Annotated in this window: 26 protein-coding genes; 18 read left to right on the top strand and 8 right to left on the bottom strand. The window is 72.8% G+C overall.

Annotated elements, in window-relative coordinates; translation table 11 throughout:
- Nucleotides 1-1,176: a cytochrome P450 gene (locus tag SCATT_RS29160; RefSeq protein WP_014151815.1), complete on the top strand. Its 1,176-nt coding sequence runs from the start codon at nucleotides 1-3 to the stop codon at nucleotides 1,174-1,176.
- 58 nt (nucleotides 1,177-1,234) lie between these two features.
- Here SCATT_RS29160 and SCATT_RS29155 read toward each other — a convergent pair whose 3' ends face one another.
- Together SCATT_RS29155 and SCATT_RS29150 are read right to left on the bottom strand one after the other, a co-directional pair.
- The gene (locus SCATT_RS29155) at nucleotides 1,235-1,912 is read right to left on the bottom strand and encodes a TetR/AcrR family transcriptional regulator (RefSeq protein WP_014151816.1); all 678 of its coding nucleotides are present in this window, start codon (nucleotides 1,910-1,912) and stop codon (nucleotides 1,235-1,237) included.
- A complete protein-coding gene (locus SCATT_RS29150) occupies nucleotides 1,909-2,997 on the bottom strand; it encodes a saccharopine dehydrogenase family protein (protein ID WP_014151817.1) in 1,089 nt (362 codons plus the stop codon). The genes SCATT_RS29155 and SCATT_RS29150 overlap by 4 nt, the downstream gene beginning before the upstream one ends.
- A gap of 314 nt (nucleotides 2,998-3,311) precedes the next feature.
- On the opposite strand from SCATT_RS29150, the gene SCATT_RS29145 reads away from it, so the two are divergent.
- From SCATT_RS29145 to SCATT_RS29115, 7 genes are all read left to right on the top strand, one after another.
- Complete coding sequence (locus SCATT_RS29145; RefSeq protein ID WP_231904942.1) at nucleotides 3,312-3,782, top strand: cobalamin B12-binding domain-containing protein; 471 nt, start codon at nucleotides 3,312-3,314, stop codon at nucleotides 3,780-3,782.
- Nucleotides 3,782-5,116 (top strand): methylaspartate mutase, encoded by a 1,335-nt coding sequence (locus SCATT_RS29140; RefSeq protein WP_014626763.1) that lies wholly within the window; start codon nucleotides 3,782-3,784, stop codon nucleotides 5,114-5,116. The genes SCATT_RS29145 and SCATT_RS29140 overlap by 1 nt, the downstream gene beginning before the upstream one ends.
- Entirely contained in the window at nucleotides 5,113-6,189 is a 1,077-nt protein-coding gene (locus SCATT_RS29135; RefSeq protein ID WP_014626762.1) for a transporter substrate-binding domain-containing protein, read from the top strand. Before SCATT_RS29140 ends, SCATT_RS29135 begins: the two co-directional genes overlap by 4 nt.
- A 161-nt stretch (nucleotides 6,190-6,350) precedes the next feature.
- Nucleotides 6,351-7,301: a DMT family transporter gene (locus SCATT_RS29130; RefSeq protein ID WP_014626761.1), complete on the top strand. Its 951-nt coding sequence runs from the start codon at nucleotides 6,351-6,353 to the stop codon at nucleotides 7,299-7,301.
- Complete coding sequence (locus SCATT_RS29125) at nucleotides 7,298-8,344, top strand: aspartate-semialdehyde dehydrogenase (RefSeq protein WP_014151822.1); 1,047 nt, start codon at nucleotides 7,298-7,300, stop codon at nucleotides 8,342-8,344. Before SCATT_RS29130 ends, SCATT_RS29125 begins: the two co-directional genes overlap by 4 nt.
- Nucleotides 8,341-9,429, top strand: a complete 1,089-nt coding sequence (locus tag SCATT_RS29120) for an amino acid kinase family protein (protein WP_014151823.1) — start codon at nucleotides 8,341-8,343, stop codon at nucleotides 9,427-9,429. The genes SCATT_RS29125 and SCATT_RS29120 overlap by 4 nt, the downstream gene beginning before the upstream one ends.
- 134 nt (nucleotides 9,430-9,563) lie before the next feature.
- On the top strand, nucleotides 9,564-10,640 hold the full coding sequence (locus SCATT_RS29115; protein ID WP_014151824.1) for a TauD/TfdA family dioxygenase: 1,077 nt from the start codon (nucleotides 9,564-9,566) through the stop codon (nucleotides 10,638-10,640).
- Nucleotides 10,641-10,752: 112 nt separating this feature from the next.
- On the opposite strand, the gene SCATT_RS29110 is transcribed toward SCATT_RS29115, so the two are convergent.
- Nucleotides 10,753-11,667 (bottom strand): LysR family transcriptional regulator, encoded by a 915-nt coding sequence (locus SCATT_RS29110; protein WP_014151825.1) that lies wholly within the window; start codon nucleotides 11,665-11,667, stop codon nucleotides 10,753-10,755.
- 216 nt (nucleotides 11,668-11,883) lie between these two features.
- Here SCATT_RS29110 and SCATT_RS29105 point away from each other — a divergent pair, with 216 nt between their 5' ends.
- The 5 genes from SCATT_RS29105 (at nucleotide 11,884) to SCATT_RS29085 (ending at nucleotide 15,798) form a co-directional block, all read left to right on the top strand.
- The gene (locus SCATT_RS29105; protein ID WP_014151826.1) at nucleotides 11,884-12,597 is read left to right on the top strand and encodes a FadR/GntR family transcriptional regulator; all 714 of its coding nucleotides are present in this window, start codon (nucleotides 11,884-11,886) and stop codon (nucleotides 12,595-12,597) included.
- A 172-nt stretch (nucleotides 12,598-12,769) separates the two neighbouring features.
- Nucleotides 12,770-13,048: a helix-turn-helix domain-containing protein gene (locus SCATT_RS29100; protein WP_014151827.1), complete on the top strand. Its 279-nt coding sequence runs from the start codon at nucleotides 12,770-12,772 to the stop codon at nucleotides 13,046-13,048.
- Entirely contained in the window at nucleotides 13,045-14,589 is a 1,545-nt protein-coding gene (locus SCATT_RS29095) for a helix-turn-helix domain-containing protein (RefSeq protein WP_014151828.1), read from the top strand. The genes SCATT_RS29100 and SCATT_RS29095 overlap by 4 nt, the downstream gene beginning before the upstream one ends.
- 22 nt (nucleotides 14,590-14,611) lie before the next feature.
- Complete coding sequence (locus SCATT_RS29090) at nucleotides 14,612-15,184, top strand: hypothetical protein (protein WP_014151829.1); 573 nt, start codon at nucleotides 14,612-14,614, stop codon at nucleotides 15,182-15,184.
- 71 nt (nucleotides 15,185-15,255) lie between these two features.
- A complete protein-coding gene (locus SCATT_RS29085; RefSeq protein ID WP_014151830.1) occupies nucleotides 15,256-15,798 on the top strand; it encodes a pyridoxamine 5'-phosphate oxidase family protein in 543 nt (180 codons plus the stop codon).
- Here SCATT_RS29085 and SCATT_RS29080 read toward each other — a convergent pair.
- Entirely contained in the window at nucleotides 15,711-16,562 is an 852-nt protein-coding gene (locus tag SCATT_RS29080; RefSeq protein ID WP_014151831.1) for a helix-turn-helix transcriptional regulator, read from the bottom strand. The two genes, SCATT_RS29085 and SCATT_RS29080, sit on opposite strands and share 88 nt — an antisense overlap.
- Nucleotides 16,563-16,648: 86 nt before the next feature.
- Here SCATT_RS29080 and SCATT_RS29075 point away from each other — a divergent pair, with 86 nt between their 5' ends.
- Nucleotides 16,649-17,440: an SDR family NAD(P)-dependent oxidoreductase gene (locus tag SCATT_RS29075; RefSeq protein WP_014151832.1), complete on the top strand. Its 792-nt coding sequence runs from the start codon at nucleotides 16,649-16,651 to the stop codon at nucleotides 17,438-17,440.
- Between the two features lie 18 nt (nucleotides 17,441-17,458).
- On the opposite strand, the gene SCATT_RS29070 is transcribed toward SCATT_RS29075, so the two are convergent.
- Nucleotides 17,459-18,142 (bottom strand): TetR/AcrR family transcriptional regulator, encoded by a 684-nt coding sequence (locus SCATT_RS29070; protein WP_014626758.1) that lies wholly within the window; start codon nucleotides 18,140-18,142, stop codon nucleotides 17,459-17,461.
- A 74-nt stretch (nucleotides 18,143-18,216) separates the two neighbouring features.
- On the opposite strand from SCATT_RS29070, the gene SCATT_RS29065 reads away from it, so the two are divergent.
- The gene (locus SCATT_RS29065) at nucleotides 18,217-19,149 is read left to right on the top strand and encodes an NAD-dependent epimerase/dehydratase family protein (RefSeq protein WP_014151834.1); all 933 of its coding nucleotides are present in this window, start codon (nucleotides 18,217-18,219) and stop codon (nucleotides 19,147-19,149) included.
- Here SCATT_RS29065 and SCATT_RS29060 read toward each other — a convergent pair.
- A complete protein-coding gene (locus SCATT_RS29060) occupies nucleotides 19,136-20,314 on the bottom strand; it encodes a GDSL-type esterase/lipase family protein (RefSeq protein ID WP_014151835.1) in 1,179 nt (392 codons plus the stop codon). The two genes, SCATT_RS29065 and SCATT_RS29060, sit on opposite strands and share 14 nt — an antisense overlap.
- Before the next feature lie 51 nt (nucleotides 20,315-20,365).
- A complete protein-coding gene (locus SCATT_RS29055; protein ID WP_014151836.1) occupies nucleotides 20,366-20,938 on the bottom strand; it encodes a TetR/AcrR family transcriptional regulator in 573 nt (190 codons plus the stop codon).
- 70 nt (nucleotides 20,939-21,008) lie between these two features.
- Between SCATT_RS29055 and SCATT_RS29050 the strand changes: the two genes are divergently transcribed.
- A complete protein-coding gene (locus SCATT_RS29050) occupies nucleotides 21,009-21,500 on the top strand; it encodes an FBP domain-containing protein (RefSeq protein WP_014151837.1) in 492 nt (163 codons plus the stop codon).
- Nucleotides 21,501-21,659: 159 nt separating this feature from the next.
- Nucleotides 21,660-22,340: a DUF3592 domain-containing protein gene (locus tag SCATT_RS29045; protein ID WP_014151838.1), complete on the top strand. Its 681-nt coding sequence runs from the start codon at nucleotides 21,660-21,662 to the stop codon at nucleotides 22,338-22,340.
- Between the two features lie 29 nt (nucleotides 22,341-22,369).
- Here the strand turns inward: SCATT_RS29045 and SCATT_RS29040 are convergent, their stop codons facing one another.
- Nucleotides 22,370-22,963: a helix-turn-helix transcriptional regulator gene (locus SCATT_RS29040; protein WP_014151839.1), complete on the bottom strand. Its 594-nt coding sequence runs from the start codon at nucleotides 22,961-22,963 to the stop codon at nucleotides 22,370-22,372.
- Nucleotides 22,964-23,044: 81 nt separating this feature from the next.
- Between SCATT_RS29040 and SCATT_RS29035 the strand changes: the two genes are divergently transcribed.
- Nucleotides 23,045-24,076 (top strand): NAD(P)/FAD-dependent oxidoreductase, encoded by a 1,032-nt coding sequence (locus SCATT_RS29035; RefSeq protein WP_014151840.1) that lies wholly within the window; start codon nucleotides 23,045-23,047, stop codon nucleotides 24,074-24,076.

The raw sequence follows: 24,076 nt of genomic DNA, 5'->3' as shown, positions 1-24,076 counted from the left end.
GTGGAACGACTGCCTTTTCCGCCCGCCGACGACGTACTCGCCATCGCGCCGCGCTACCGCGAACTCCAGGACGACGAGCCGGTCGCCCCGGTGCACACCGCGGTGGGCGACCCGGCCTGGCTGGTCACCCGGCACGCGGACGTGACCGCCCTGTTCGGCGACGAACGGCTGGGCCGGTCCCACCCCGAACCGGAGCGCGCCGCACGCGTGTCGGCGTCCGTGCTGCTCGGCGGCCCGGTCGGCGACCACGACACCGAACGGGCCCGCCACCGCCGGATGCGCGCGCTGCTCACCCCGGCCTTCTCCGCCCGCCGGATGCGCGCGCTCCAGCCCCGGATCGCCCACCTCGTCGACCGCCTCCTCGACGAGCTGCCCGCGCCGCCCGCCGACTGGCACGACGTCTTCTCCGTACCGCTGCCGGTGATGGTCATCTGCGAACTGCTCGGCGTCCCCTACGCGGACCATCCGCGCTTCCGCCGCTGGGCCACCGAACTGACCTCACTCACCGACCCCGACCTGGCCGGCGCGGCCCGTGACCAACTCGTCGGCTACGTACGCGACCTGATCCCGGACAAGCGCCGCACCCCCGGCGAGGACGTGATCTCCGACCTCGTCGCCGCGCAGCGCGAAGCCGCCCTCACCGACGACGACATCGCGGACCTGTCGGCGATGCTGCTCTTCGCCGGCCACGAGACCACCGTGACCCGCATCGACCTCGGGATCCTGCTGCTCCTGGACCACCCCGAGGCGTTGGCCGCGCTCCGTGCCGACCCCGCACTCGCCGACGGCGCCGTCGAGGAGATCCTGCGCCTGTCCGCGCTCACCACCACCGGCGGGCTGCCGCGTTACGCCCACGACGACATCGCCGTCGGCGGCACGACACTGCCCGCCGGGAGCGCCGTGCTCCTCGCCACCCACGCCGCCAACCGCGACCACCGGGTCTTCCCCGACCCGGACGCGTTCGACATCACCCGCCGCCCCAACCCGCACCTGTCCTTCGGGCACGGCTTCCACTACTGCGTCGGCGCCAGTCTCGCCCGGATCGAACTGCGTGAAGTCTTCTCCCGCGTCCCCGCCCGGCTGCCCGGCCTGCGCCTGGCCGTTCCCCGCGACGCCGTCCGGCTGCGCCACGACCGCCTCACCGGCGGCCTCGCCGCACTGCCCGTCACCTGGTGACCGGCCACGGGGAGCCCCGGGACGGGTTCGCACCACCAGCTCCACCCGCCCCGGGGGCCTACCGGTCACCACCCTGATGCGCGGGTGCCCCGGAACCCCCGGTGGTAATCCTCGTCCCGCCGTCGAGCAACGCGGCGGCGACCGCGGTGAGTTGGGCGTCGGTGCGCTCGGCACGGTGGGCGGTGATCCCGGAACGGAACAGGGAGGCGCCCTCCAGGAGCATGGTGAACACCTCGGCACGCGCCTGGCAGGTCGCCTCGGGCAGGCCGGGGTCGCGGGCCCGGACGAACGCGGCGACCTGGTCCCGGTAGTCGCGGTAGAAGGCGCGCACCACCTCGGCCACGGTCTCGTCCCGCCCGGCCAGCGCCCACAACTCGGCGTAGACGCGGACGAGCCGGGGGTCGTCGTGTTCCGTCAGCAGCCGGCGCACGACGCCTTCCGGATCCGGCGGGGTGCCCGCGGCGCCGCCGTCGAGCAGCGGGGTGAGCCTGTCCAGGGAACGGTCGAGGGTGCGCCGCAGCACGGCCGCGACGAGGGCGGAGCGGGTCGGGAAGTAGTACTGGAGGTGCCCGAGACGGGTCCGCGCCAGGGCGGCGACGGCACGCATGGTCAGCTCGGGGTAGCCGGACTCGTGCAGGATCCGCTCGGCGGCGTCCAGCAGTTCGGCGCGCCGCCGGGCGCCCTTGCCGGTCGCCGCGGGGCGTTGCTCCGGGGCGGAACGTGCCGGGTCGCTCACGCCGCCGCCCCGCTGCCGGTGGCGGTCGACTCGACGGTGAGCCGGACGCCGTGCGCGGCGAGGGCCCCGGGTACGGAGCCGGGGTGGGGAAGCTGTTCCGGGAAGACGACGCCCCGGGGCGCGGCGGCGCCGTCCTCGCCACGGACCCGGCGCAGCGCCGACAGGGCACCGACGGCGGTCAGATGGGCCTGGCCCGCCGGGTCGGTGACCATGGCGGTGAGCGTGTCGTGGCCGTGGTGGACGTCGACGCGCAGCTGGGCGGTGCCGCCGTCGCCGGGCGCGTACAGCAGTCCGCGACGGGCGGCGGCGAAGCGCTCACCGCGACCCCAGCGGAAGAACCCGAGGCGTCCGACGGCCAGCAGGGCCGCCGTGGAGGCGGGCGAGCTGAAGCCGATCCGGGTGGTGACGGTGGTGGCGGCCAGGGTGAGGGGGAGGGTGAACTGCTCGGGCGTGTCGATCCCGGCGACCCGGGTGAGCGAGTCGCCGACGCGTACCCGGCGGACGTCACCGAGCGGCATGACGGTGTGTCGCCGCCCGCCCCGTACCACCTCGTAGTCGAGGCCGAGGCGGTCCATGAACTCCACCGAGTCGGCGCCCGCGCGGTCCTTCACGTCCCAGCGGATCGCCACGTCGATCCGGTCCGCGCCACCGAGCCGCCCGGCCAGATGGGCCGCGACCAGGCTGGTCACCCCGCCCATCCACGCGGAGGAGAACAGCACCGGCGATTCCGGCGCCGCCAGGGCGGCGACCGTCGCCGCGCGCTGCACCCGAGCCGTCCACCGGGTCACGTCCACGTACGGCACCCGGCCGGCGATCGCGGCCCGCAGCACCCGGTCGTCGGGGTCGTTGACCACGGTGGCCACCGCGGCGACCCGGGCCCGGAACGGCGCCGGATCCGCCAGGTCCCAGCGGCGCAACTCCGCCCCGGTCTCCTCCGCCAGCCCCGCTCCCCGCCGCACGTTCCGCCCGGCCAGCACCAGCGGCCACACCGGCGCCGCCATCCGCGCCAACTCCGCGCCGACCGTGCCGTATCCGCCGACGAGCAGCACCGGGCCGTCGGCGTCGAAGGTGAGTTCATCACGCATGATCCCCAATATAGGTCACCCGACCTAGAAATGGTCCACGGCCCAACCACCGCACTGCGGGCGGGAGTTGCGGTCCTACGTCACCGGCGTCCGCGACCGGGGCGGCGGACGGGCCGATGTGACCCCGAAGCCGCCGCGCGAAGGGCGTCAACCACCGTCCTCCGCCCGGCGGCGACGCCGTGGCCTGCGGGAATCGGGGCCATCGCGCGGATCGATGGGGGCCATCGGGACGGTGGTGAGGCGGAACGTGGACGAGTGTGCGCGGCCACGCCTAACGTTGTTGACGTGCCCAGGAATTGGAGGTGAGAACTCCGGTGAACGTACTGTCTCCGGTCGTAAGTGGCCGGTATATCGTCTCTAGTGTTTCGTCCGACGCCCACATGTGGAACCTGGTTTTCCTTCAGCTTCTGCTGGAGGAGCGGGGTGGTGAGGTCGTCAACCTCGGCGCCTGCGTTCCCGACGACGTCATTCTGGAGGAATGCCGCCGGGTCAGGCCGGACGTGCTGGTCATCAGCACCGTCAACGGACACGGCCACCTGGACGGGCTGCGGTTGATCCGCAGATTGCGGCAGGACCCGGAACTCGGCGAACTGCGCGTGGTCATCGGCGGAAAACTCGGAATCCGCGGAGCGGAGAACGCCGGATTCAGCGGCGAGTTGATCGAAGGGGGATTCGACGGGGTATTCGAGGCCGACGCGGGACTCCAGGCTTTCGAGGATTTCCTCGCGGTCAGCGGTGAACCGGCCCGGCCGGCGCTGGTCGGATCGCAGGCGGGAGAGGTGTGATGGGCACCCGAACGACATTGGAACGGGCCGCCGGAACGGCCCCGACGACAACGACGACGGCCCCCGCCGGGCGCTTCTCCCGGTTCGTGCGGCGCGCCGCCGACGAGGGCCGGCTGGTGGTGCAGCCGCGGATGGGGTTCGGCCGGAGCGACCAGATGCGGGCCGGGCTGGAGGCGGTCCGCGCCGCCCGCGGGACGACCGTGGGCACGATCACCGTCGACAGCTACACGCGGGTCAACGACCACGCCTCGGCCCGGGACGCGCTGGCCGCCGGAGCCGACCTCAACGGCTTCCCGGTGGTGGCGCACGGCTCCGGCGCGACCCGGGAGATGCTCGAATCGGTGGCCGGGGAGGACTTCCCCGTCCAGGTGCGGCACGGCTCGGCGCTGCCGTACGAACTGTTCACCGCGCTGGTCCAGGCCGGCGCGGACGCCACCGAGGGCGGCCCCGTCTCGTACTGCCTGCCCTACAGCAGAGTGCCGTTACCCCAGGCGGTGCAGGCGTGGGCGGAGTGCTGCCGGCTGCTGGCCGGGCTGGACGAGCCGGTGCACCTGGAGAGTTTCGGCGGCTGCATGCTGGGCCAGTTGTGCCCGCCGAGCCTGCTGGTGGCGCTCTCGGTCCTGGAGGGGATGTTCTTCCGGGAGAACGGGCTGCGTGACATCTCCGTCAGCTACGCCCAGCAGACCCATCCGGAACAGGACGTCGAGGCGCTGGCGGCGCTGCGCAGACTCGCCGGGGAATGGCTGGGCGGTGCCGAGTGGCACGTGGTGCTCTACACCTACATGGGGGTCTTCCCGCGCACCCCGGTGGGGGCCTACCGGATCCTGGAGGAGAGCGTCCGGCTGGCGGTGCGCACCGGCACCGAGCGGCTCATCGTCAAGACCCCGGCGGAGGCCGCGCGGATCCCCTCGATCGGCGAGAACATCGACGCGCTGGAGTTCGCCGCCGCCGTCGCCGAGGACGAGGCGCTGGCGCCCACCGCGGCGACCGCCTCCGACACCGGCATCTACGAGGAGGCGCGCATGCTGCTCACCTCCACCCTCGAACTCGGCGACGACGTGGGCTCCGCACTGGTCCGGGCGTTCTCCTCCGGCCACCTGGACGTCCCGTTCTGCCTCCACCGCGACAACGCCAACCGCTCGCGGGCCCGGATCGACCACCACGGACGGCTGGTGTGGGCGGACCCTGGGGCGATGCCGGTACGGACCCTGCGCGCCGAGGAGACCGCGCAGCACCGGCTGACCGCCCGCGGACTGATCGACATGCTCGGCTTCAACGAGCGCCGCTTCGACCGGGAACAGCTCATCGGACCGCACTTCAAGGAGCTCGCGTGAACACCACCACCACGACACCGCCGGCCACCTCCACGACGACAGCGGCCACGACGACGGCACCCGCGCCCACGAGGACGACCACGGCCTCGGCGCCACCGACGGACCGTACCCCGCACTCACCGCCCGCGCTGCGTTCCTCCCCGACGCTGGCCGCCGTCCGCTCGGCGAAGGTGGTCCGTGCCGTGGTCAGCCGGGGGATCCGCGGGCTCTCGCTCCCCGACGGCCAGGGCGGCTGGAGCGGGCTGGACGCCGACATCGCCCGGGCGGTCGCCGCCGCGGTACTCGGCTCGGCCGACGCCGTGGAGTGGCTGCCCACCGACCCGGCCGACCGGCTGAAGCGGCTGGTGGCCGGCGAGGCCGACATCGTGACCTGCAACGTGTCCTGGACGCTGGGCCGGGAGGCCGGCTGGCCGGTGCTCTTCGCCGGCGTCACCGCCTACGACGGCGAGGGGTTCCTGGTGCGTGCCGCGGACGGCATCACCGAGCCGGAACAACTCGCCGGACGGCGGCTGGCGGTCCAGGCCGGCACCACCAGCGCCGCCAACCTGGCCGCCTGGTTCGGCCCGCGCGGGCTGAGCGTCGAACCGGTCGAGTACCCCACCCCGGGCGAGGCACGGGCCGGGTACGACAGCGGGGAGTGCGCCGCCTACGTGCTGGACCGCATCGCGCTGGCCGGCGAACGGGCCGCGCTGGCCGACCCCGGGGCGCACCGCATCCTGGACACCGCGATCTCCCGGGAGCCGATGGCGCTGGCGGTGCGCGACGACGACGCGGCGTGGTTCCGGGTGTGCCGGTGGGTGCTGTGGTTCCTGGTCAGCGCCGAGTACGCGGCACAGCAGGCACCGCCGGCCCGGCGTGGCGACGCGCTCGCCGAGGCGGCCCGCACCGCCGGCGAGCACGGTGTCTCCCTCGGCCTGGACGAGGGCTGGGCCCGGCGGGTCCTGGAAGCCGTCGGCACCTACGGTGACATCTACGACCGCAACCTCGGCCCCGACTCGGGACTGTCGGTCCCCCGCGGCCTCAACGAGCTGTTCACCAGGGGCGGTCTGCACTACGCCCACCCGCTGCACTGATCCACCCGCGGCCCTGCCGCCGCCTCCCCCGCCGCGCCGCCGCTCCGGCGAAGACCGCGACCACCGCGAACGCCCGGCGAGCGCGCCGCCCCACCCGACCCCGCGGACCTCCCGCGCCCTTGTGCGAACGCCCGCACCACCCTTCCGAGAAGGAGTCTGTCATGTCCGAATCAACAACGCGCATCATGGAGAAGAAGGGAGCCATCGAACTCACCGCCGCGATGGTGCTCTCCGGATCCCTCGGCATCTTCGTCACCGAGTCCGGTGCCTCCCCGTTCAACGCCGTCTTCTTCCGCTGCGTCTTCGGCGCGGTGGCGCTGGGCCTGTACTGCCTGGTGCGGGGGTTGTTCAAGAACCACGGCTTCACCCCCAAGAAGCTGGCGCTGGCCGCGCTGGGCGGCGTGTTCATCGTCTTCAACTGGGCGTTCCTGTTCGAGGCGTACAAGTCCACCTCGATCTCGATGGCGACCGTCGTCTACCACACCCAACCCTTCTACGTGGTGCTGCTGGGCGCCCTCGTCTTCCGCGACAAGATCACCCGCACCAAGATGGGCTGGCTGGCCGTCGCCTTCGTCGGACTGATCCTGGTCGCCGACATCTCACCGTCCGACCTCACCTCGGGCAGCCGCTATCTCGTCGGACTCGGGCAGGCACTGCTGGCCGCGCTGCTGTACGCGTTCGCCACCATCATCGCCAAGAAGCTCACCGGGGTGCGCCCGCATCTGATCGCCCTGGTGCAGGTCGTCGTCGGCATCCCGCTGCTGCTGCCCTTCACCAACCTGAGCCAGACCGGCCACCTCGGTTCCGGCTGGGCCTGGCTGGTGGGGATCGGCGTCATCCACACCTGCCTGATGTACATCCTGATGTACTCCTCGTACCAGAAGCTGCCCACCGCGAAGATCGCCGTCCTCGCCTACGTCTACCCGGCCGTGGCGATGCTGGGCGACTGGATCGTCTACGGCCACCACATCACCGTGCTCCAGGCGCTCGGGCTGCCGCTCATCGTCGCCGCCAGCCTCGGCAACAACCTGGGCTGGAAGTTCGCCCCGCGCCGCAAGGCAGCGGCTGCCACCACCGCCACCGTCCCCTCGACCAGCGGAGCGACCCGATGACTCTCGTGACCGATCCCACCGCCCCCCGTATCGCTCTGGTCGGCGCCACCGGCCTGGTCGGCAACACCCTCATCCAGCTCATCGAGGAACGCGGCTTCCGCTACCGGGACGTCCACCTGGTCGCCTCCGCCCGCTCCGTGGGCCGCGAACTCACCGTCGACGGCCGCCCCTACCCGGTGCAGAACCTCGAAGGGTTCGACTTCTCCCAGGTGGACCTGGCGTTCTTCTCCGCCGGAGCCTCGGTCAGCGCCAAGTACGCCCCGCACGCCGTCGCCCAGGGCGCGCTGGTCATCGACAACACCAGCCACTTCCGGATGGACCCCGACTCACCCCTGGTCGTCCCGCAGGTCAACGCCCACGAACTCGACCGCCGCCCGGTCAGCGGGGTGATCGCCAACCCCAACTGCTCCACCATCCCGCTGGTACGGCTGCTGCAGCCGGTGGAAGCCCGCTGGGGCATCCGGCAGGCCGTCGTCAGCACCTACCAGGCGGCCTCCGGACGAGGCCACTCCGGCGTCGCCGAACTGCGCGAGGCCACCGCCGCCTCCCTGGCCGACCCCGCCGACCCGGGCCCCGCCGAGGAGTTCACCCCGTCCCTGTCGTTCAACGTCGTCCCCTTCATCGACCGGCTGCTGGAGAGCGGGTTCACCTTCGAGGAGCAGAAGATGCTCCAGGAGTCCCGCAAGATCCTCGGCCTGCCCCACCTCGACGTCACCACCACCTGTGTGCGCGTCCCCGTGGTCAACAGCCACTCCGAGGCGGCCTGGATCGAATGCCACAACCCCGTCGACCGCGCCGAACTCGTCGCCCTGCTGGCCGCGTTGCCCGAGGTCACCGTCCACGACCAGGACACCCCCGGCGCGTTCCCCACCCCCCGCACCGTGGCCGACCGGCCCGACCACGTCCACGTCGGACGGGTCCGGGTGGCCGAACACAACCCGCGCGGCTTCTGGCTGTGGCTGGTCGCCGACAACATCCGCATCGGCGCGGCGCTCAACGCCATCCAGATCGCCGAGGCCCTGTTGGAGCGAGGCACGCTGTGAACACCACACCCGACGTCCTGAAGTTCGGCGGATCCAGCTTCCCCACCCCCCAGGCGTACGGCCGCCTGGCCCGGGCCCTGGTCCAGCGGGTCGAGAACGAGGGCCGGCCGCTGGCGGTGATCGTCAGCGCGATGCCCGGCGAGACCGAGGCCCTGCGCGACCGGCTGCACGAGATCGACCCGCACCCCGCCGACTCGAACGCCGCCGCACTGCTCACCCTCGCCGACACCGTCAGCGCCCAGCTGCTGGCCGCCGCGGTCCACCGGGAGGGCCGCCGGGCCACCGTCCTCGCCGGCCACCAGCTCGGGGTGACCACCAACTCGTCCTTCATGTGGGCCCGCATCGAGGAGATCGACCCGACGCCGCTCCAGCGGGCGGTGGCCGGACACGACGTGGTGATCGTCCCCGGCGGCCAGGCGGTCGACGCGGAACGGCGCCCGACCTGGCTCGGCAAGAACAGCTCCGACCTCTCCGCGATCATCGTCGCCGCGGCGCTGGGTGCCTCCCGCTGTGAGATCCACTCCGACGTCGACGGCATCTACAGCGCCGACCCCAACCTGGTCACCGGCACCCGCCTGATGCGCCAGGTCTCCTACGAGACCGCCGCGGCCCTGTCCACCTACGGCGCCAAGGTCCTGCACCGCCGCGCCGTCCAACTCGCTCGGCAGCACGGCATCAGCATCGTCTGCCGGCTCAACACCGAGCCCTTCCGGGCCGGTACGGTCATCGGGGCCACCGGGGACCCGGCCGCCGCGGTGATCGTCAACCGGCGCTCGGTCGTCCTGAACCACCGCGACGACACCGAGGCCGACCTCGCCTACAGCACCTTCCGCACCCAGGGCGTGGACGCGGTCCGGCTGAGCGAGGGCCCCCGGGTGGCGCTCATCGGCGGATTCCTGGACCTGGCGGAGTTCCAGCGCCGCCACGACCTGCCGCCCGCCGAGATCACCGGGATCCCGGTCACCGCGCTGCGCGGCAGCCAGGCCGAGGTGCACACCGCCGCCGACGAGCACGAGGCCGTCGGGCTCGCCCAACGGCTCCACGACGAGCTGTACGCCGAAGAGCCCCGGCTGACCGCGGTATGACCCCGGGGCGTCCGTCGCCGGGGAGGCGGCAGCACCCGACTCCCCGGCGCCCGGCCCCGCCGCACCACCCACGACCACGTCCCGAAACCCGTCGTCCCGAGCACCATCGGAAACCGAGAACCGGAGTGATTGACATGACCGTCATCGACCACACCACCGTCACCACCACCGCCGCCACCTCTGCCGCCGCCTCCGCCGACGCCACGAACAACGCCCCGGTGCGCACACTCACCGAGATCGTCCTGCCGGACGCGGTCCGCGACGCCATCGGCGAGCAGCTGGCCGCCCTCCCCGATCCGACGACCGACATCGACCTGGCGATGGCCCGCTACCACCAGATCTTCGCCGGGCTGCCGATCGGCATCCTCCAGCAGATGCTCGACTTCGGCCGCCACATCGACACCGCCGGCGTCGGCTACGTCCGCAACCTCCCCGTCGACCGGGGGCTCCCCGACACCCCGTCCGACGGCGGTCCCAGCCGCGACAAGGCGAGCTACGTCGCCGAAGGCGTCCTGCTGGGACTGACCGGGCTGCTGGGCGAGCCGGTCGGCTTCCTGACCGAGAAGCGCGGCCAGCTCGTCCACGACGTGATCCCGGTGGCCGGCGGCTCGATGACCCAGACCAACCAGGGCTCCACCGTCTTCCTCAACTTCCACAACGACATCGTCCACGACTCCATAGGCCGCTACGACGTCAGCAACCCCGACTTCCTCGTCCTCAGCTGCCTGCGCGCCGACCACGAGGGCGTGGCGGCCACCTACTACGCCGACGCCCGTGACATCAGCCGCGCCCTGGACGCCGGCACGCTGGAGACGTTGCGCTCCCCGGTCTTCCGGCTCAACGCCCCCGGCTCCTACGTCCGGGAGGTGGCCGGCGGCAACGACGTGCTCTCCGATCCGGTGCCGGTGATCAGCGGTCCCGACGACTCCCCGGAGATCTCCGTCTCCGCCAACGGCGTCCGCGCGATGACCAGCGGCGGGCAGGCAGCGCTCGACCGCCTCCAGGCGGCCTGCCGGGAAGTGGCCCACGAGGTCTTCCTCCGGCCCGGCCAGGCCCTGCTCATCAACAACCGCAAGGGCCTGCACGCCCGCTCGCAGTTCACCGCCCGCTACGACGGCGCCGACCGCTGGCTGCAGCGCACCTACGTCCGCCGCAACCAGTGGAGCATCCGCTACCGCGTGACCCCCGACAACCGCCGGGTCCACTTCTGACGAAGGCGGTCACGCGAACGGTCCGCGTCCCCCACCAGGGGGCGCGGACCGCGTCACGTGGCACATCCGCCGCCGCGCACCGCGCCGGAACGCGGGCGCCGAACGGCACGGATCAGGCGCTGCGGGCCGGGACCTCCTCGCGTACCAGCCGCACCGTCTCGTCGATGAACATCCGCAACTCCCTAGAGAGCCGCTTGCCTTGACGCCACGCCAGCTGCGTGAAGACCTCGAACGGGGGCTCCCACGGCAGCACCGCCAGCTCCCCGGCCGCGATCTCCTCGGCCACCGTGATCTGCGGCAGCAGACTCACCCCGAGCCCGGCGATCGCCCCCCGCTTGATCCCCTCGATCGTCCCGAACTCCAGGAACGAGAAGGGCTCCGCGGTCCCCGCGCTCAACTCCCGCTCGAACAGGTCGCGGTAGGCGCATCCGGGCTCGGCCGCCAGCACGGTGGCCGACCGCAGCGCCTCCAGCGTGACCGGCCCGGCCGCCGGACCGGCCATCGGATGGTGCGGGGCCGCCACCAGCACCAGCGGCTCGCGGACCAGCACCTCGGTCTCGACGCCCTCGTGCTCGGTCTCCGCCTCCATCATGAAGCCGACGTCGTACGTGCCCTGCCGCAGCCGCTGGCAGGTCTCCGCGCACAGACTCGGCCGCAGCGACAACTGCACTCTCGGATATCGGTGATGGAACATCTCCAGCAGCGGCGGCAGCCGGTAGGAGGTGATGGACTCCATGGTCCCTATCGCGAGTGTGCCGGCGGGCTCGCCGCCGCCCGGTACCTGTGCCCGCGCCTCCTCCACCAGGGCGAGGATCTGGTCCGCGTACCCCACCAGCCGCCGACCCGCCTCCGTGAGCTGGATCCGTCCCCCGAGCCGGTCGAACAGCTCCGCCTGGAGCGACGCCTCCAGGTTGCGGATCTGGCTGGTCACACTGGACTGCGCGTAGTTCAGCTCCGCAGCCGCCCTCGTGAAACTCAGGACGGCCGCCACCTTACGGAACGTCACGAGTTGCCGAATTTCCACCATGCCCCCTCGTCACCCAGGCGAGACTTCTGCGAATGCCGCTGGACGCGGACACCGCCACGGGACAACCTGACCTGGTCACCAAAACACCAACAAACCGACGGCACCTTAAATTGGTACGACCAATCGCCGCAACCATTCCGGTGTTTCGGGCACGTGACATGCCGGGACCAAACGAAAACGCGCCAGCGCGAACTCAGCGAAACGAGGTTGCACGCCATGTCCGACAAGGCGACCCCGGCACCGGCGGCCCCGGCCCCCGTCACCGGCGAGCGCTGGAGCCCGGACCACCTGATCAGGCACCTTTGCGAGACGATCCGCACGGTCGGGGTCGGAAACCGCCTGCCCAGCGAGCGTGCCCTGGCCGAACGGCTGGACGTCAGCCGCACCGCGCTACGTGACCGGATCCAACTCCTCGAAGGACTGGGCATCCTGCGTCGCGTGCCCGGATCGGGCACCTACGTGCAGGCGCTGGACTCCTCCGGGCTCGCCCTCGTCCTCGAACTCGCCGTCGCCGCCTGCGGATTGACCGCGACTGATCTGCTCAGCGTACGCGCCGCCCTGGAACGCCAGGCCGCCATCGAGCTGGCCGCCGCGGGCGACCCCGGCCGGCTGACCCCGGTGCGCGCCGCCCTGGAGGCGATGGAGACCGCGGTCACCGCCGAGGAGAACGACACCGCGGACCGGGAATTCCACGATGCCCTGCTGTGCGCGGCCGGCAACCCCGCCCTCTCCTTCTTCGCCGACGCCCTGCGCCGCCCGCTGCGCGAACTCACCACCGAGCGTAACGCCGCCGTGAACCGTCTGCCGGATAACCGGTCCCGAATGACCGCCGCCCACCGCACCCTTTACCGCGCGGTCGCCGCCGGAAACCCCGCCGAGGCGTCGTCGGCCCTCGACGAGACGTTCCGGGCACCCCACGGGAACGGGTGATTGCGCACGGAAATCACCTGCTGCCGTGGACGCGGAGCTTACGGTGTGATGGGACAACTGGACCGGTTTACCCCGGCGATTCCCGACCGGACGCCGGGACGGCCGGACGCGCCGCGGTGCCGCACCGCATACCTCAGTCGGTTTCCGCATGGCCGCTGGTAGTATCGGGGCCATGCGGATGGGGTCGGGTGAGCGGGTGCGGGCCGCGGTGGCCGCGCTGATGCAGATCACCGGGGAGTCGCAGGCCGATGTCGCCGCGGCCCTCGGCCTCAACCAGACACAGGTCAGCCGCCGGCAGGCGGGCACCGCGGCGTGGAGCCTGGCCGACTGCGACACGCTCGCCGCGCACTACGGCATCGACGTGCTCGACCTGCTCGCCGGGCCCACCCGGGCCTGCGAGGCGCTGCCCGCCGCCCACCGCCGCCCGTCCCGCCCGGAGGCGGCCCGGTGAACGGCTTCGAGGCGATCGACGCGCTCCTCGCCCAGGCCGGGCACGAGGACGAACTCCCGCCACCCGAACGCCGCCGGGCCCTGCGCGAAGCGCTCGGCCTCTCCCGCGCCCAGGTCGCCCGCGCCCTCGGGGTCGCCGCCTCCACCGTCGCCGGCTGGGAATCCGGCCGCGACCCCGGCGGCGAGACCCGCGCCAAGTACGCCTACTTCCTCCGCGGCGCCGAAGACAAACTCCCCCCGGCACCGGCGGAATCCCCGGCGCCCGCCGCCACCGCCGGGCGGATCGCCGACGGTGTACCCGTCACCCCCGGCGACGCCGCGCCCGCCGGTCCGGACGGCGCGCCCGCCGACACCGCCACCCCCGGCGACACCCCCGACTCCGCCGACAGCCCCCGACGCCTGGCCGTCCCACGGCCCTGCGTGTTGTGCGGGCGGGACGCCGGGCACGAACTCGCGGGGTTTCCGCAGCACTTGGACCCGGCCGAGTGCGCGGCGGCGGTCCGGGGGAGCGGGGCCGCCGAACGGGCCGGGGTTCCCGTCGAGCCGGTGGGGCGCCGGGTGCGGCCGGTCGCCGAGCGGAGCGACCTGATCGGGGAGGCGGTCGCCGCGGCGCTGGCCGAGCACTCCGGTGACGTGGAGGCGGCGACGGCGGCGCTGGTCAGGCGGGCGATCCCGGACGCGATGCGACTGCTCGACCACTGCCGCAAGGGGGGCCGGTACGACATCGTGGCCCACCCCTGGCTCCCCGACATCCTCCGCAAGCCCACCGCGCGCGACGCCGACCAGGTGTGGGAGGCCCGCCCCAAGTGGACGCGGCCCGCGCTGCCCGCCGGCACCCACCACGTCACCGCGCTCGACGTCAACGGCGCCTACCTGTCCGCCCTCAAGACCCATCTGCCGATCGGCCAGTTGGAACACTCCGCCGGTCCCGGCCACGACCGGCGCCGCGCGGGGGTCCACCTGATCACCCCGCCCGCGTGGCACCACGAGGACGTCCTGCCCAACCCGCTCGGCGCCCGCGACGAACCCGGGCCGCTGTGGGTCACCGAGCCGACCCTGCGGTTGCTGCTGCGGCTCTCCTCGCCCGCGTACGGGCTGTGCGACCCGCCCGAGATCCACGAGTCGTTCACCTCCGGCGCCACGGAGAACCTGCTGGAGAAGTTCCGGGTCGCCCTCAAGGACGCGCGGGAGCGGGCGCTCGCCGAGGGCGACGAGGTGACCATGGAGTACGTCAAGGCGATGTACTCGAAGTTCGTGGCCACCATGGGGGAGTCCAACTACAACCGGGAGCTGTACCGCCCGGACTGGATGCACCTGATCCGCTCGCAGGCGTTCGCCAACCTGTGGATGAAGACGTACAAGGCGCACAGCGAGGGGCTGATGGTGGTGCGCGCGATGGGCACCGACGAGTTCCACGTCACCGGCGACTGGCGGCGTGTCTTCCCCGAGGGCCGCGGTGTCTTCGAGGTCAAGGTGAAGGACACCTACACCATCGGCGACGACCCGCACGGCCCGGCCGCCGCCGACGGGCACGACGACTGACCGCGACGAAGGAGCCCCTGGCGTGCCCGAACGCACCATCGACTTCGGCAAGTACGGCGCCCGCGGCGTCAAGGGCCACCAGGCCGTCGCCGCCCGCCTCGACGACCTCGCGGGGTTCATCGCCACCCCCGTCACCACCAACCGCGGCCTCCTCGCCCGGCTGCACTACCTCACCCGCACCCCGCACGCCCGCGCCGCCGCCCGGTCCGCCGGGCTGACCGTCACCGACCGCACCCTCAACGCCTGGCTCAAGGGCGGACGCCGCCCCACCCGGGCCAACCTCGACGCCGTCGAGACCGCCTACCGCACCGTGCGCCGCCACAACGTCGCCCGCTACCTGCTGCGCCGCCTCAACCGCCAGGGCCGGGGCACCCGTGTCGAGATCCACCCGCTCGACCAGAGCCACGTCCTCCGTCCCCGCCAGCGCGTCGTCCCCTACCGCACCCTCAACATCCGCCACTGGGAACGCCTGGTGGACGCCTGGGCGGCCGGCGACGACCAGGCACTCGACAACGCCTGGACCGACCACATCACCGACCTCGGCTCCCAGTGGGGCCAGTACGAATACGTCACCACCGTGGGCTTCGCGGCGTGACGGCCTGACGACACGGCCCAGGGACCTTGGGCCCTACCGGACCCCGGTGGCCGCGTGCGTGAATGGGGGCCATGAGCACCGTCAGCGACCGCGGGCGAGCGGCCGGCCGCCCCGGCGACGCCGAACCGCCGCCCGGACCGGCGATGTCACGCCAGGAGGCGCTGGACCTGCTGGCGAGTGTGCCGGTGGGGCGGGTGGTCTTCAGCCACCGGGCGCTGCCGGCGATCCGGCCGGTCAACCATCTGCTCGACGGCGACGAGGTGATCATCCGCACCCACTGCGGCGCGGCCCTGCTCGGTCCGGCCGGCCAGGGCGCGGTGGTCGCCTACGAGGCCGACGCGCTCGACCCCGTACGGCGCACCGGATGGAGCGTCGTGGTCACCGGCGTCGCCGCCCCGGTGACGGATCCGGAACGGCTGCGCCGCTACCACCACACCCTGCGGCCGTGGGTCGGCGGCGCGATGGCGCACGCGATCCGGATCAGCACCGATGTCGTCACCGGCTTCCGGATCGGCCGGCCCCTCGCTCAGCCGGACACCTCCATCCGCTGCGTGCCCACCACCGCCAGCAGCCGTAGCGCCTCCTCGGACGGGGAACCGGGCGCCGCCGTGTAGATGACGACCCGCTGGTCCCGGTCGGTGACGTCGAGCACGTCGCAGTTGACGTGCACCGGGCCCACCAGCGGATGGTGGAGCGTCTTGCACAAGGTGGGTTCGGCCCGTACGCCGTGCGAGGCCCACACCCCCGCGAACTCCGCGCTGCCGGCCAGGAGTTCGTCCACCAGGCCGGTCACCTCCGGGTCGTCCGGGTAACGGGCGGCGGTGGCCCGCAGGTTCTGCGCCATGGTGTGGGCGAAGGTGTCCGCGTCCGACAGCCCGTACAGTCGCCGTCCGTCCGGGCGCGGCCCGAGGAAGGCACGGCGCACCAGGTTGCGGTCGCGGCGCGACAGGGCGGAGAAGTCCTCCAGCAGCGCCGCCGCCAGGTCGTTCCAGGCGATCACCTCGTACGTCGCCGACAGCACGAGCGCGGCGGCCTGGGGCAGCCGGCGCAGCAGGTCCAGCAGGCTCGGACGCACCTCGCGGGAGGGGCCGGGCGGCGGGCCGGGCGGGGTGCCGGCGAGGTGGTGGAGGTGGTCGCGTTCGGCGTCCGTCAGGCGCAGCGCGCGGGTCAGCCCGGCGAGCACCTCGCGGGACGGACGCGGGGCGCGGGCCTGTTCCAGCCGCGTGTAGTACTCGGTCGAGATGAACGCCAGCTGCGCCACCTCCTCCCGGCGCAGCCCCGGGGTACGGCGGCGCGGCCCGGCGGGCAGACCGATGTCGGCGGGGGAGATCCGCTCACGTCTGCTGCGCAGGAAACCGGCGAGTTCTCGTTTGTCCACGCCCCCAGTGTGCGCGGGCGCCGGGGGATCAGCCAGGTACCGCTGGTGCCTGGCTGGGCCGCGCGGTCCGGTACAGGCTTGCCGCCATGAACGAGACAACCAACACCGACATCACCGCACCCGGACTGCTGGCCGGCAAGGTCGCCTTCATCACCGGTGCCGGCCGCGGCATCGGCGCCGCCGCGGCGCGGCTGTTCGCCCGGGAAGGCGCCCTGGTGATGCTGTCGGCGCGTACCGAGGCCCAGTTGGCGGCGGTGACCGAGGAGATCCGGGCGGCCGGCGGCACCGCCGACCACGTGGTGTGCGACCTGTCCGACGCGGCCCAGGTGCGCCGCGCGGTCGACCGCGTCGTGGAGGTCTACGGCAGGCTGGACGTCGCCTTCAACAACGGCGCGACGGGGGTGCCGCCGGGCCCGCTGGACCAGGTGGCCGAGGCCGATCTCGACCACGTCTACGCCGTGAACCTCAAGGGCCAGTGGGCTGCCATGGCCGCCGAGGTGGCCGCCATCCGCGCCACCGCCCGGACCGGCGCCATCGTCAACACCTCCAGCGTCGGCAGCCTGGGGGCCAACTCCGAACTGCCCGTGTACGGCGCGATGAAGCGGGCCCTCAACAGCCTCACCGAGTCGGCCGCGGTCACCTACGGCCCGGAAGGCATCCGCGTCAACGCCATCGCCCCGGGCACCACGCTCACCGAGATGCTGCGCGCGTGGGACGCGAACTCCCCCGGCGTCATCGACCGGCTCAACGCGCGGACCCCGCTGCGCCGCGCGGCCGAGCCGGAGGAGATCGCCGAGGTCGCGGCCTGGCTGCTGAGCGACCGCGCCTCCTACGTCACCGGCACGGTCCTGCGCGTCGACGGCGGCATGCGCGCCTGACCCCGTCCGTCGGTGGCGTCACCCCCCGGCGAGCGCCATCACCTCGGTGACGAAGAGGAGTTCGGGGTCGAAGTCCATCCCGCCGAAGTTGCCTTGCAGCTCCAGGCTGAGCACGCCGTGCATGCGGGACCAGGCGCTCACCGCGGCCCGTAGCGCGGCGGCGTCCCCGTGGTAGGTACGCACCCAGTCACCGGCCGCGTCGTCGGTCTCCAGCCAGTGCTGGAACTGCCGGTCGAGGCCGGTGCCGGGGTCGCGGGGCAGCCGGGCGAAGACGGCGACGAACGGTCCGAGGACGCGGCGGGCCGATTCCGTCGTCCGCTCCGGCGCCCGGTAGCCGGGGAGCGGGGCGCCCGCGATCAGCAGATAGCGGTGCGGGTGGGCGAGCACCCAGCGCCGGACGGCCCCGGCCAGCTCGCCGAGTTGGTGCCGGGGCTCGGAGCCCTCCTCGACGGCGGCCTCGACGGCCGTGGCCAGGTCCTCGTAGGCGTCCACGATCAGCTCGGTGATCAGCTCGTCGCGGTTGGCGAAGTACCGGTAGAGCGCGGGGGCGGTGAAGCCCATCCGCCCCGCGATCCGCGACAGCGAGATGCCGGCCGGGCCGGAGCGGGCGAGCTGCTCGGTGGCGAGCCGTTTGATCTCCTCGCGGTTCTGCACCCGGTAGCGCTGGCGTGGACTCGTCGGCTTCTTGACATTCTCACTCACGCGAGTCACTGTATCGGGAGTTAAGGGGTGTAACAAAAGTACGACCAACTAACACATCGAGATCTGGAGACGGCATGAGCGATCGCAACCGGCACGTGGTACTCGGCACCGGACCCGCCGGACTCGCCCTCGTCGACGAACTCCTCGCCCGCGGGCACCGGGTGCGCGCCGTCAACAGGTCCGGCCGCGCCGCCCTGCCCGACGGGGTCGAACTCGTCACGGCCGACGTCACCGACGCGGCGCGGCTGCGTGAGGTCGTCGCGGACGCCGCGGTCGTCTACAACTGCACGCACGTCCCCTACCAGCAGCAGCCGGACGCGCTGCCCCGCATCCAGCGGGCGCTGCTCGCGGCCGTCGGGGAGGCCACACTGGTGACCGTCGAGACGCTGAACCTGTACGGGCCGACCGGCGGCGTGCCGATGACCGAGGACACGCCGTTCGCCGCCACCTCACGCAAGGGCCGGGTCCGCGCCGGGATCGCCCGGCGCTACCTGGACGCCCACCGCGCCGGCGACGTACGGGTGGCCCTCGGCATGGCGGCCGACTTCTTCGGGCCCCGCACCCTGGTCGCCTCGCTCGGCGCCAGTGTCTTCCCGCCCGCCCTGCGCGGTGCGAACGTCGCCGCCTTCGGCGACATCGACCTGCCGCGCAGCTACACCTACGTCCCCGACCTCGCCCGCGGCCTGGCCACCCTGGGTGAACGCGACGAGGCGGCGGGCCGCCTGTGGCACCTGCCCGTCGCCCCGGCCAGGACCACCCGGCAGGTCTTCGACCTGATCGGCGAGATCACCGGCAAGCCGCTCGACGTCGACGTGGTCGCCGAACCGCGCCCCTGGGGGCCCTTCGACGAGGCCTTCATGGCCGAGTACGCCGAGCTGTTCTACTGGCACACCGAACCGTTCGTGATGGACGACAGCGCCTTCACGGCCGCGTTCGGGGTCGGTGCCACCCCGCTGCCGGACGCCCTGGCCGCCACCGTGCGCTGGTTCGCCGTCAGCGGCTCGTGAACGGGCCGTCGCCGGAGAAGACGAGGCCGGCGAAGCGTTCGCCCATGCGCCGGTGGGTGGCGGCGTCCGGGTGGACCTCGTCGGGCAGCGGGAGTTCGGCGTAGTCGGCGGCGCCGTAGAGTTCCCGGCCGTCGAGGTGGTGCAGGTTCGGGTCGTCGTCGGCCCGCTGGGCCACGATCCGGGCCAGTTCGTCGCGGATGACGTTGAGGGTCAGCTTGCCCTGGGCGCGTTCGGCCGGGACGCCGGCCGCCCGGAACCGCAGCCGTCCGGAGCTGAGTTCGTCCAGGTCCGGCATGGTCGGCCCCGGGGTGTCCTCGTGGATGGCGCAGTAGACGGGGGAGACGACCAGCAGTGGTGTGGTGGGGTGGCCCTCCCGGATGGTGTCCAGGAAGCCGTGGACGGCCGGGGTGAAGGCACGCAGCCGCATCAGGTCGTTGTTGACCAGGTTGATGCCGATCTTGACGCTGATCAGATCGGCCGGGGTGTCGCGCATCGTGCGGGCGGTGAACGGGTCGAGCAGGGCGCTGCCGCCGAACCCGAGGTTGACCAGTTCCACACCGCCGAGGGAGGCGGCGAGCGCGGGCCAGGTGGTGGTGGGGCTGGCGGCGTCGGAGCCGTGGCTGATCGAACTGCCGTGGTGCAGCCAGACCTTGCGGCCCCGGTCGTCGGCGGGCTCGACGGGGGCGTCGGTGCGCAGCGCGACGAGTTCGGTGGTCTCGTTGTGCGGCAGCCAGATCTCGACGTCCTTGGCGTGGTCGGGCAGACCGCCGAAGCGCAGGGTGCCGACCGGGCCGGCCTCGGTGGTGAAGGTGCCCTTGGTCATGTCGATGGTCAGGACGTTGCCGCCGGTCACACTGGCCTGGCCGGCCAGGCGGCCGTCGACGATCAGGTCGTAGCGGCCGTCCGGGCGGGGCGGCATGCCGGGGTAGACCCGCTTGGTGGGCAGCGTGTCCAGCTCCACGGTGGTGGCCCGGGTGCGGAAGGCCAGCCGTACACCGGAGGGCTGGGACTCCGCCATGGCGAGCTGGCCGTCGGTGCACTGCGCGCGGGCCCAGGCGGGCAGCCGGTGCGGGAGCACACCGTGCGTGGTGGGTTCCAGCTCGATGGCGCCGCGCAGAAGGCTTTCGGTGATGGGTGTGGTGATCCAGTCGGTGCCGGCGTTCATGGTGATCGCCTCTCGGTCGAGGTGCGGGGGAGGGGGAGGGGTACGGGTCGGTCAGGACGGCGTGGGCCAGTTGCGCAGCAGGGCGTCGAGGGCGTCGAGGACGCGTTCCCAGGTCGCTTGCGAGTCGGGGGCGCTGTGGCTGAAGCCGCCGCCCAGCTCCAGGCTCACGTAGCCGTGGAAGACGCTGCCCAGCAGGCGTACGGCGTGGGTCTGGTCGGGCTCGGTCAGGTCGTAGCCGCGCAGGATCGCCCGGGTCATCTGCGCGTGCCGGACGCCGGCGCTGGCCGCCGCCGCCTCGGGGTCGAGCCTGAACTGGGCCGCGGCGTAGCGGCCGGGGTGCTCCCGGGCGTAGTCGCGGTAGACGTCGGCGAAGGCGGCCAGGGCGTCCTTGCCGGCCCGTCCCGCCAGCGCGTCGGCGGCCCGGTCGGCGAGTTCCTCCAGGGCGAGCAGGGCGATCCGGGTCTTCAGGTCGTGCGAGTTCTTCACGTGCGAGTACAGGCTCGCGACCTTCACGTCGAACCGTCGGGCCAGCGCCGAGACGGTCACCTGGTCGAACCCGACCTCGTCCGCCAGCTCCGCCCCGGCCCGGACCAGACGTTCCGTGGTCAGTCCTACGCGTGCCATCGGCTTCCTCCTCTGTGCCATAAACGATTATGCACTTGCCTAAAGCCTTTAGGCAAATTAGGCTGCCCTTATGGAACCGCTGACCGAACAAGAGATCCGCGCCTCCTTCGTGAACTGCACCAAGGGCGAGGCCAAGCGCCTGGCCGTCCCGCGCGACCTCGCGGAGCGGCCCTGGGCCGACCTCGACTACCTGGGCTGGCGCGACCCCCAGGCACCCGACCGCGCCTACCTGGTCACCATGGTCGACGGCCGCCCGCGCGGCCTCGCCCTGCGCTGCCCCGCCGCCGCCTCCTGGCAGACGCGGCGCAGCATGTGCTCGATCTGCCTGACCACCCGCGACGGCGGCGTCTCACTGATGGTCGCCCCGAAAGCTGGCAAGGCCGGCAAACAGGGCGACTCCGTGGGCGCCTACATCTGCGACGACCTCTCCTGCTCGCTCTACGTACGAGGCAGGAAGGAAAGCGGCTCGGGCATCCGCCTGCACGAGACGCTCACGGTGGAGGAGAAGGTCGGCCGGACGGTGGCCAACGTCACCGCGTTCGTCGCGCGGGTGAGTGTCTGACGGGGTGTCAATTCGCTTCGGTGTAGCGGTCGTCGATGGCGGCGAGGCTCACCTGCGGCTGCGCGGCGCGCTGCTCGGCAGGGAACCCGTCCTCAACCGGACCGGAGGTGCCGGCACCGGGGCGCAGAGGCCCTCGAAACCGTCTGTTATCGTCCGGGCGTGATCAACGGGGGGACGAAGGCGGCTCAGCGGGTGCTGCGGCTCGGCCGCCGGACCACCGCGCTGGGGGCGGCCTACCTGGCCGTCGTGGCCGCGGTGCTGGTGCTGGAGGCGCTGCTCGGACTGCGCTACCTGATCGTCAGCTTCATGGCCGCGGGGCTGCTCACCCTGATCGCCGGCGGACCGCTGGCGGTACGCGTCAACAACACCGCGGCCGAACTCGCCGAGGAGTCGGGGGTCGCCGCCCGCACCGAAGCGTGGTTCCCGGTGACCTTCCTGTGCGGGCTGATCGCGGTCGGCGGGCTGGGCGGGGTCGTCAGCCAGGTGCGGGACGACATCGTGCTGCGCACCCGGACCTCCGCGGTGATCGACGAGTGCCGGGGCGGCTCCGCCAAGGGCGGCACCTGCTCGTACCACTGGACCGTCGGCGGCCGTACGTACGACGCCGACAACGGCCGCGTCAAGGGGCTGCCGCGGGGCGCCGAGGTCGCCGTGCGCTACGACCCGGGCGACCCCTCCTACGTGCTGCCCGCCTCCGGCGGCACCGTGCCGGAATGGCTCGTCGGCGGCGGCGCGCTGCTCTTCGGCGCCGTCGGCGTGGTGAGCGGCGCCATCGGCGAGGGCCGCGCCCACCGTGCGTACTTCGCCCAGGTCAGAGCGGTGGCGGCGGGAGAGGGCTGAGCCGTCACCGGGTCCACCGGGTACGGACGTCAGCCGTCCGCCGGGCGGGCGCGTACGTGGATGCGTTCGCCCTGCGCCCCGTAGAGCGCGAGCCATTCCACGGGGTGCTCCCCGGCGTTGGCGATGCCGTGGGGGAGGCGGGTGTCGAACTCCGCGGCCTCCCCGGCGGTGAGCACCAGATCGCGGTCGCCGAGGGAGAGCAGCAGGCGGCCGGAGAGGACGTAGATCCACTCGTAGCCCTCGTGCGTGTTCTGCGCGGGGCGCCCCGTGCGCGGGGTCCGCGCGGCGGGCAGCACCTGCTTGTAGGCGTGTATCCCGCCGAGGTAACGGGTCAGCGGGATCCAGGTCTGGCCGTGCCGGGTGAACGGCCGGGGGTGGACGCGGGGGTCGCCGGTCTGCGTGCCGACCAGTTCGTCCAGGGGCACCTCGTACGCCGTGGCGAGCGGCAGCAGATGCCGCAGCGTCGGCTCCCGGCGCCCCGACTCCAGCCGCGACAGGGTGCTCACCGAGATCCCGGTGACCGCGCTGAGCCGGGTCAGGGTGAGCCCGCGTGCCTGCCGCAGAGCACGCAGCCGAGGTCCCAGTCCGGTCAGGACGTCTGCCAGGTGATCGTCGTCAGCCACGGTCCCATTTGCTGTTATGGCAAGGAGGTTTGTCAAGAACGGAAGGGCGGGCGCACGCTGCGGTCAGAAGGAGGAAGCCTTATGAACGAGAACACGGCACGGTACGACGTGGTGGTGATCGGTGGCGGCGCGGCCGGTCTGAGCGGTGCGCTGATCCTGGCCCGGGCGCGACGGTCGGTGCTGGTCGTCGACGGCGGCGAACCGCGCAACGCCCCGGCGGACGGGGTCCACGGCTACCTCGGCTCGGAGGGCCGGCCGCCGGTCGAGCTGCTGGCCGCCGGACGGGACGAGGTGCGGTCCTACGGCGGCCGGATCCGCTCCGGCCGGGTCACCGACGTGGAACGGGACGGCACCGGCTTCGCCGTCCGCCTCGCCGACGGCGGCACCGCGCACGGCAGGCGGCTGCTGGTGGCCACCGGCCTGGTGGACGAGGTCCCCGAGGTCCCCGGCCTCGCCGCGCTGTGGGGCAAGGACGTCCTGCACTGCCCCTACTGCCATGGCTGGGAGGTACGCGACCAGCCGATCGGCGTCCTGAACACCGGACCCATGGCGGTGCACCAGGCGCTGATGTGGCGGCAGTGGAGCGACGACGTCACCCTCTTCCTGCACACCGCGCCGGAGCCGGACGAGGAGGAGTACGAGCAACTGGCCGCCCGTGGCATCGCGGTGGTCGACGGCGAGGTCACCGCGGTGGAACAGGACGGCGGGCGGCTGGCCGGACTACGGCTGGCCGACGGCACCCTCGTGCGCCGCCGCGCCCTCGCCGTCGCCTCGCGCCTCACCGCCCGGGTGGACTTCCTGGCCGGCCTCGGCCTGAAGCCGGTCGCCCAGGAGGTGGCCGGCACCGTGATCGGCACCTACCTCGCGGCCGACCCCACCGGCGCCACCGAGGTGCCCGGGGTGTGGGTGGCCGGCAACGCCACCAACCTGATGGAACAGGTCATCGGCTCCGCCGCCGCCGGGGTCCGGGCCGCCGCCGCCGTCAACGCCGACCTGATCGCCGAGGAGACCCGCCGCGCCGTCACCGCCCGGCGGGCCCCCGGTGCCTTCTCGGCGCGGGCCGAACGCGACGTGTCCGAACAGGTCCTCGGCGACCGCCGTCACGGAATCTGA

It is taken from the genome of Streptantibioticus cattleyicolor NRRL 8057 = DSM 46488 (assembly GCF_000240165.1).
GTDB classification, from domain to species: Bacteria; Actinomycetota; Actinomycetes; order Streptomycetales; family Streptomycetaceae; genus Streptantibioticus; species Streptantibioticus cattleyicolor.
This window is presented reverse-complemented; position numbering and strand designations above follow the sequence as displayed.

Bases quoted from the DNA above. Each gene is read 5' to 3' on its own strand.
- SCATT_RS29085 (WP_014151830.1), top strand. From the start codon at position 15,256: ATGAGCACCGTCAGCGACCGCGGGCGAGCGGCCGGCCGCCCCGGCGAC.
- SCATT_RS29060 (WP_014151835.1), bottom strand. From the start codon at position 20,314: ATGAACGCCGGCACCGACTGGATCACCACACCCATCACCGAAAGCCTT.
- SCATT_RS29055 (WP_014151836.1), bottom strand. From the start codon at position 20,938: ATGGCACGCGTAGGACTGACCACGGAACGTCTGGTCCGGGCCGGGGCG.
- SCATT_RS29110 (WP_014151825.1), bottom strand. From the start codon at position 11,667: ATGGTGGAAATTCGGCAACTCGTGACGTTCCGTAAGGTGGCGGCCGTC.
- SCATT_RS29075 (WP_014151832.1), top strand. From the start codon at position 16,649: ATGAACGAGACAACCAACACCGACATCACCGCACCCGGACTGCTGGCC.
- SCATT_RS29140 (WP_014626763.1), top strand. From the start codon at position 3,782: ATGGGCACCCGAACGACATTGGAACGGGCCGCCGGAACGGCCCCGACG.
- SCATT_RS29035 (WP_014151840.1), top strand. From the start codon at position 23,045: ATGAACGAGAACACGGCACGGTACGACGTGGTGGTGATCGGTGGCGGC.
- SCATT_RS29100 (WP_014151827.1), top strand. From the start codon at position 12,770: ATGCGGATGGGGTCGGGTGAGCGGGTGCGGGCCGCGGTGGCCGCGCTG.
- SCATT_RS29050 (WP_014151837.1), top strand. From the start codon at position 21,009: ATGGAACCGCTGACCGAACAAGAGATCCGCGCCTCCTTCGTGAACTGC.
- SCATT_RS29130 (WP_014626761.1), top strand. From the start codon at position 6,351: ATGTCCGAATCAACAACGCGCATCATGGAGAAGAAGGGAGCCATCGAA.
- SCATT_RS29105 (WP_014151826.1), top strand. From the start codon at position 11,884: ATGTCCGACAAGGCGACCCCGGCACCGGCGGCCCCGGCCCCCGTCACC.
- SCATT_RS29125 (WP_014151822.1), top strand. From the start codon at position 7,298: ATGACTCTCGTGACCGATCCCACCGCCCCCCGTATCGCTCTGGTCGGC.
- SCATT_RS29150 (WP_014151817.1), bottom strand. From the start codon at position 2,997: ATGCGTGATGAACTCACCTTCGACGCCGACGGCCCGGTGCTGCTCGTC.
- SCATT_RS29115 (WP_014151824.1), top strand. From the start codon at position 9,564: ATGACCGTCATCGACCACACCACCGTCACCACCACCGCCGCCACCTCT.
- SCATT_RS29065 (WP_014151834.1), top strand. From the start codon at position 18,217: ATGAGCGATCGCAACCGGCACGTGGTACTCGGCACCGGACCCGCCGGA.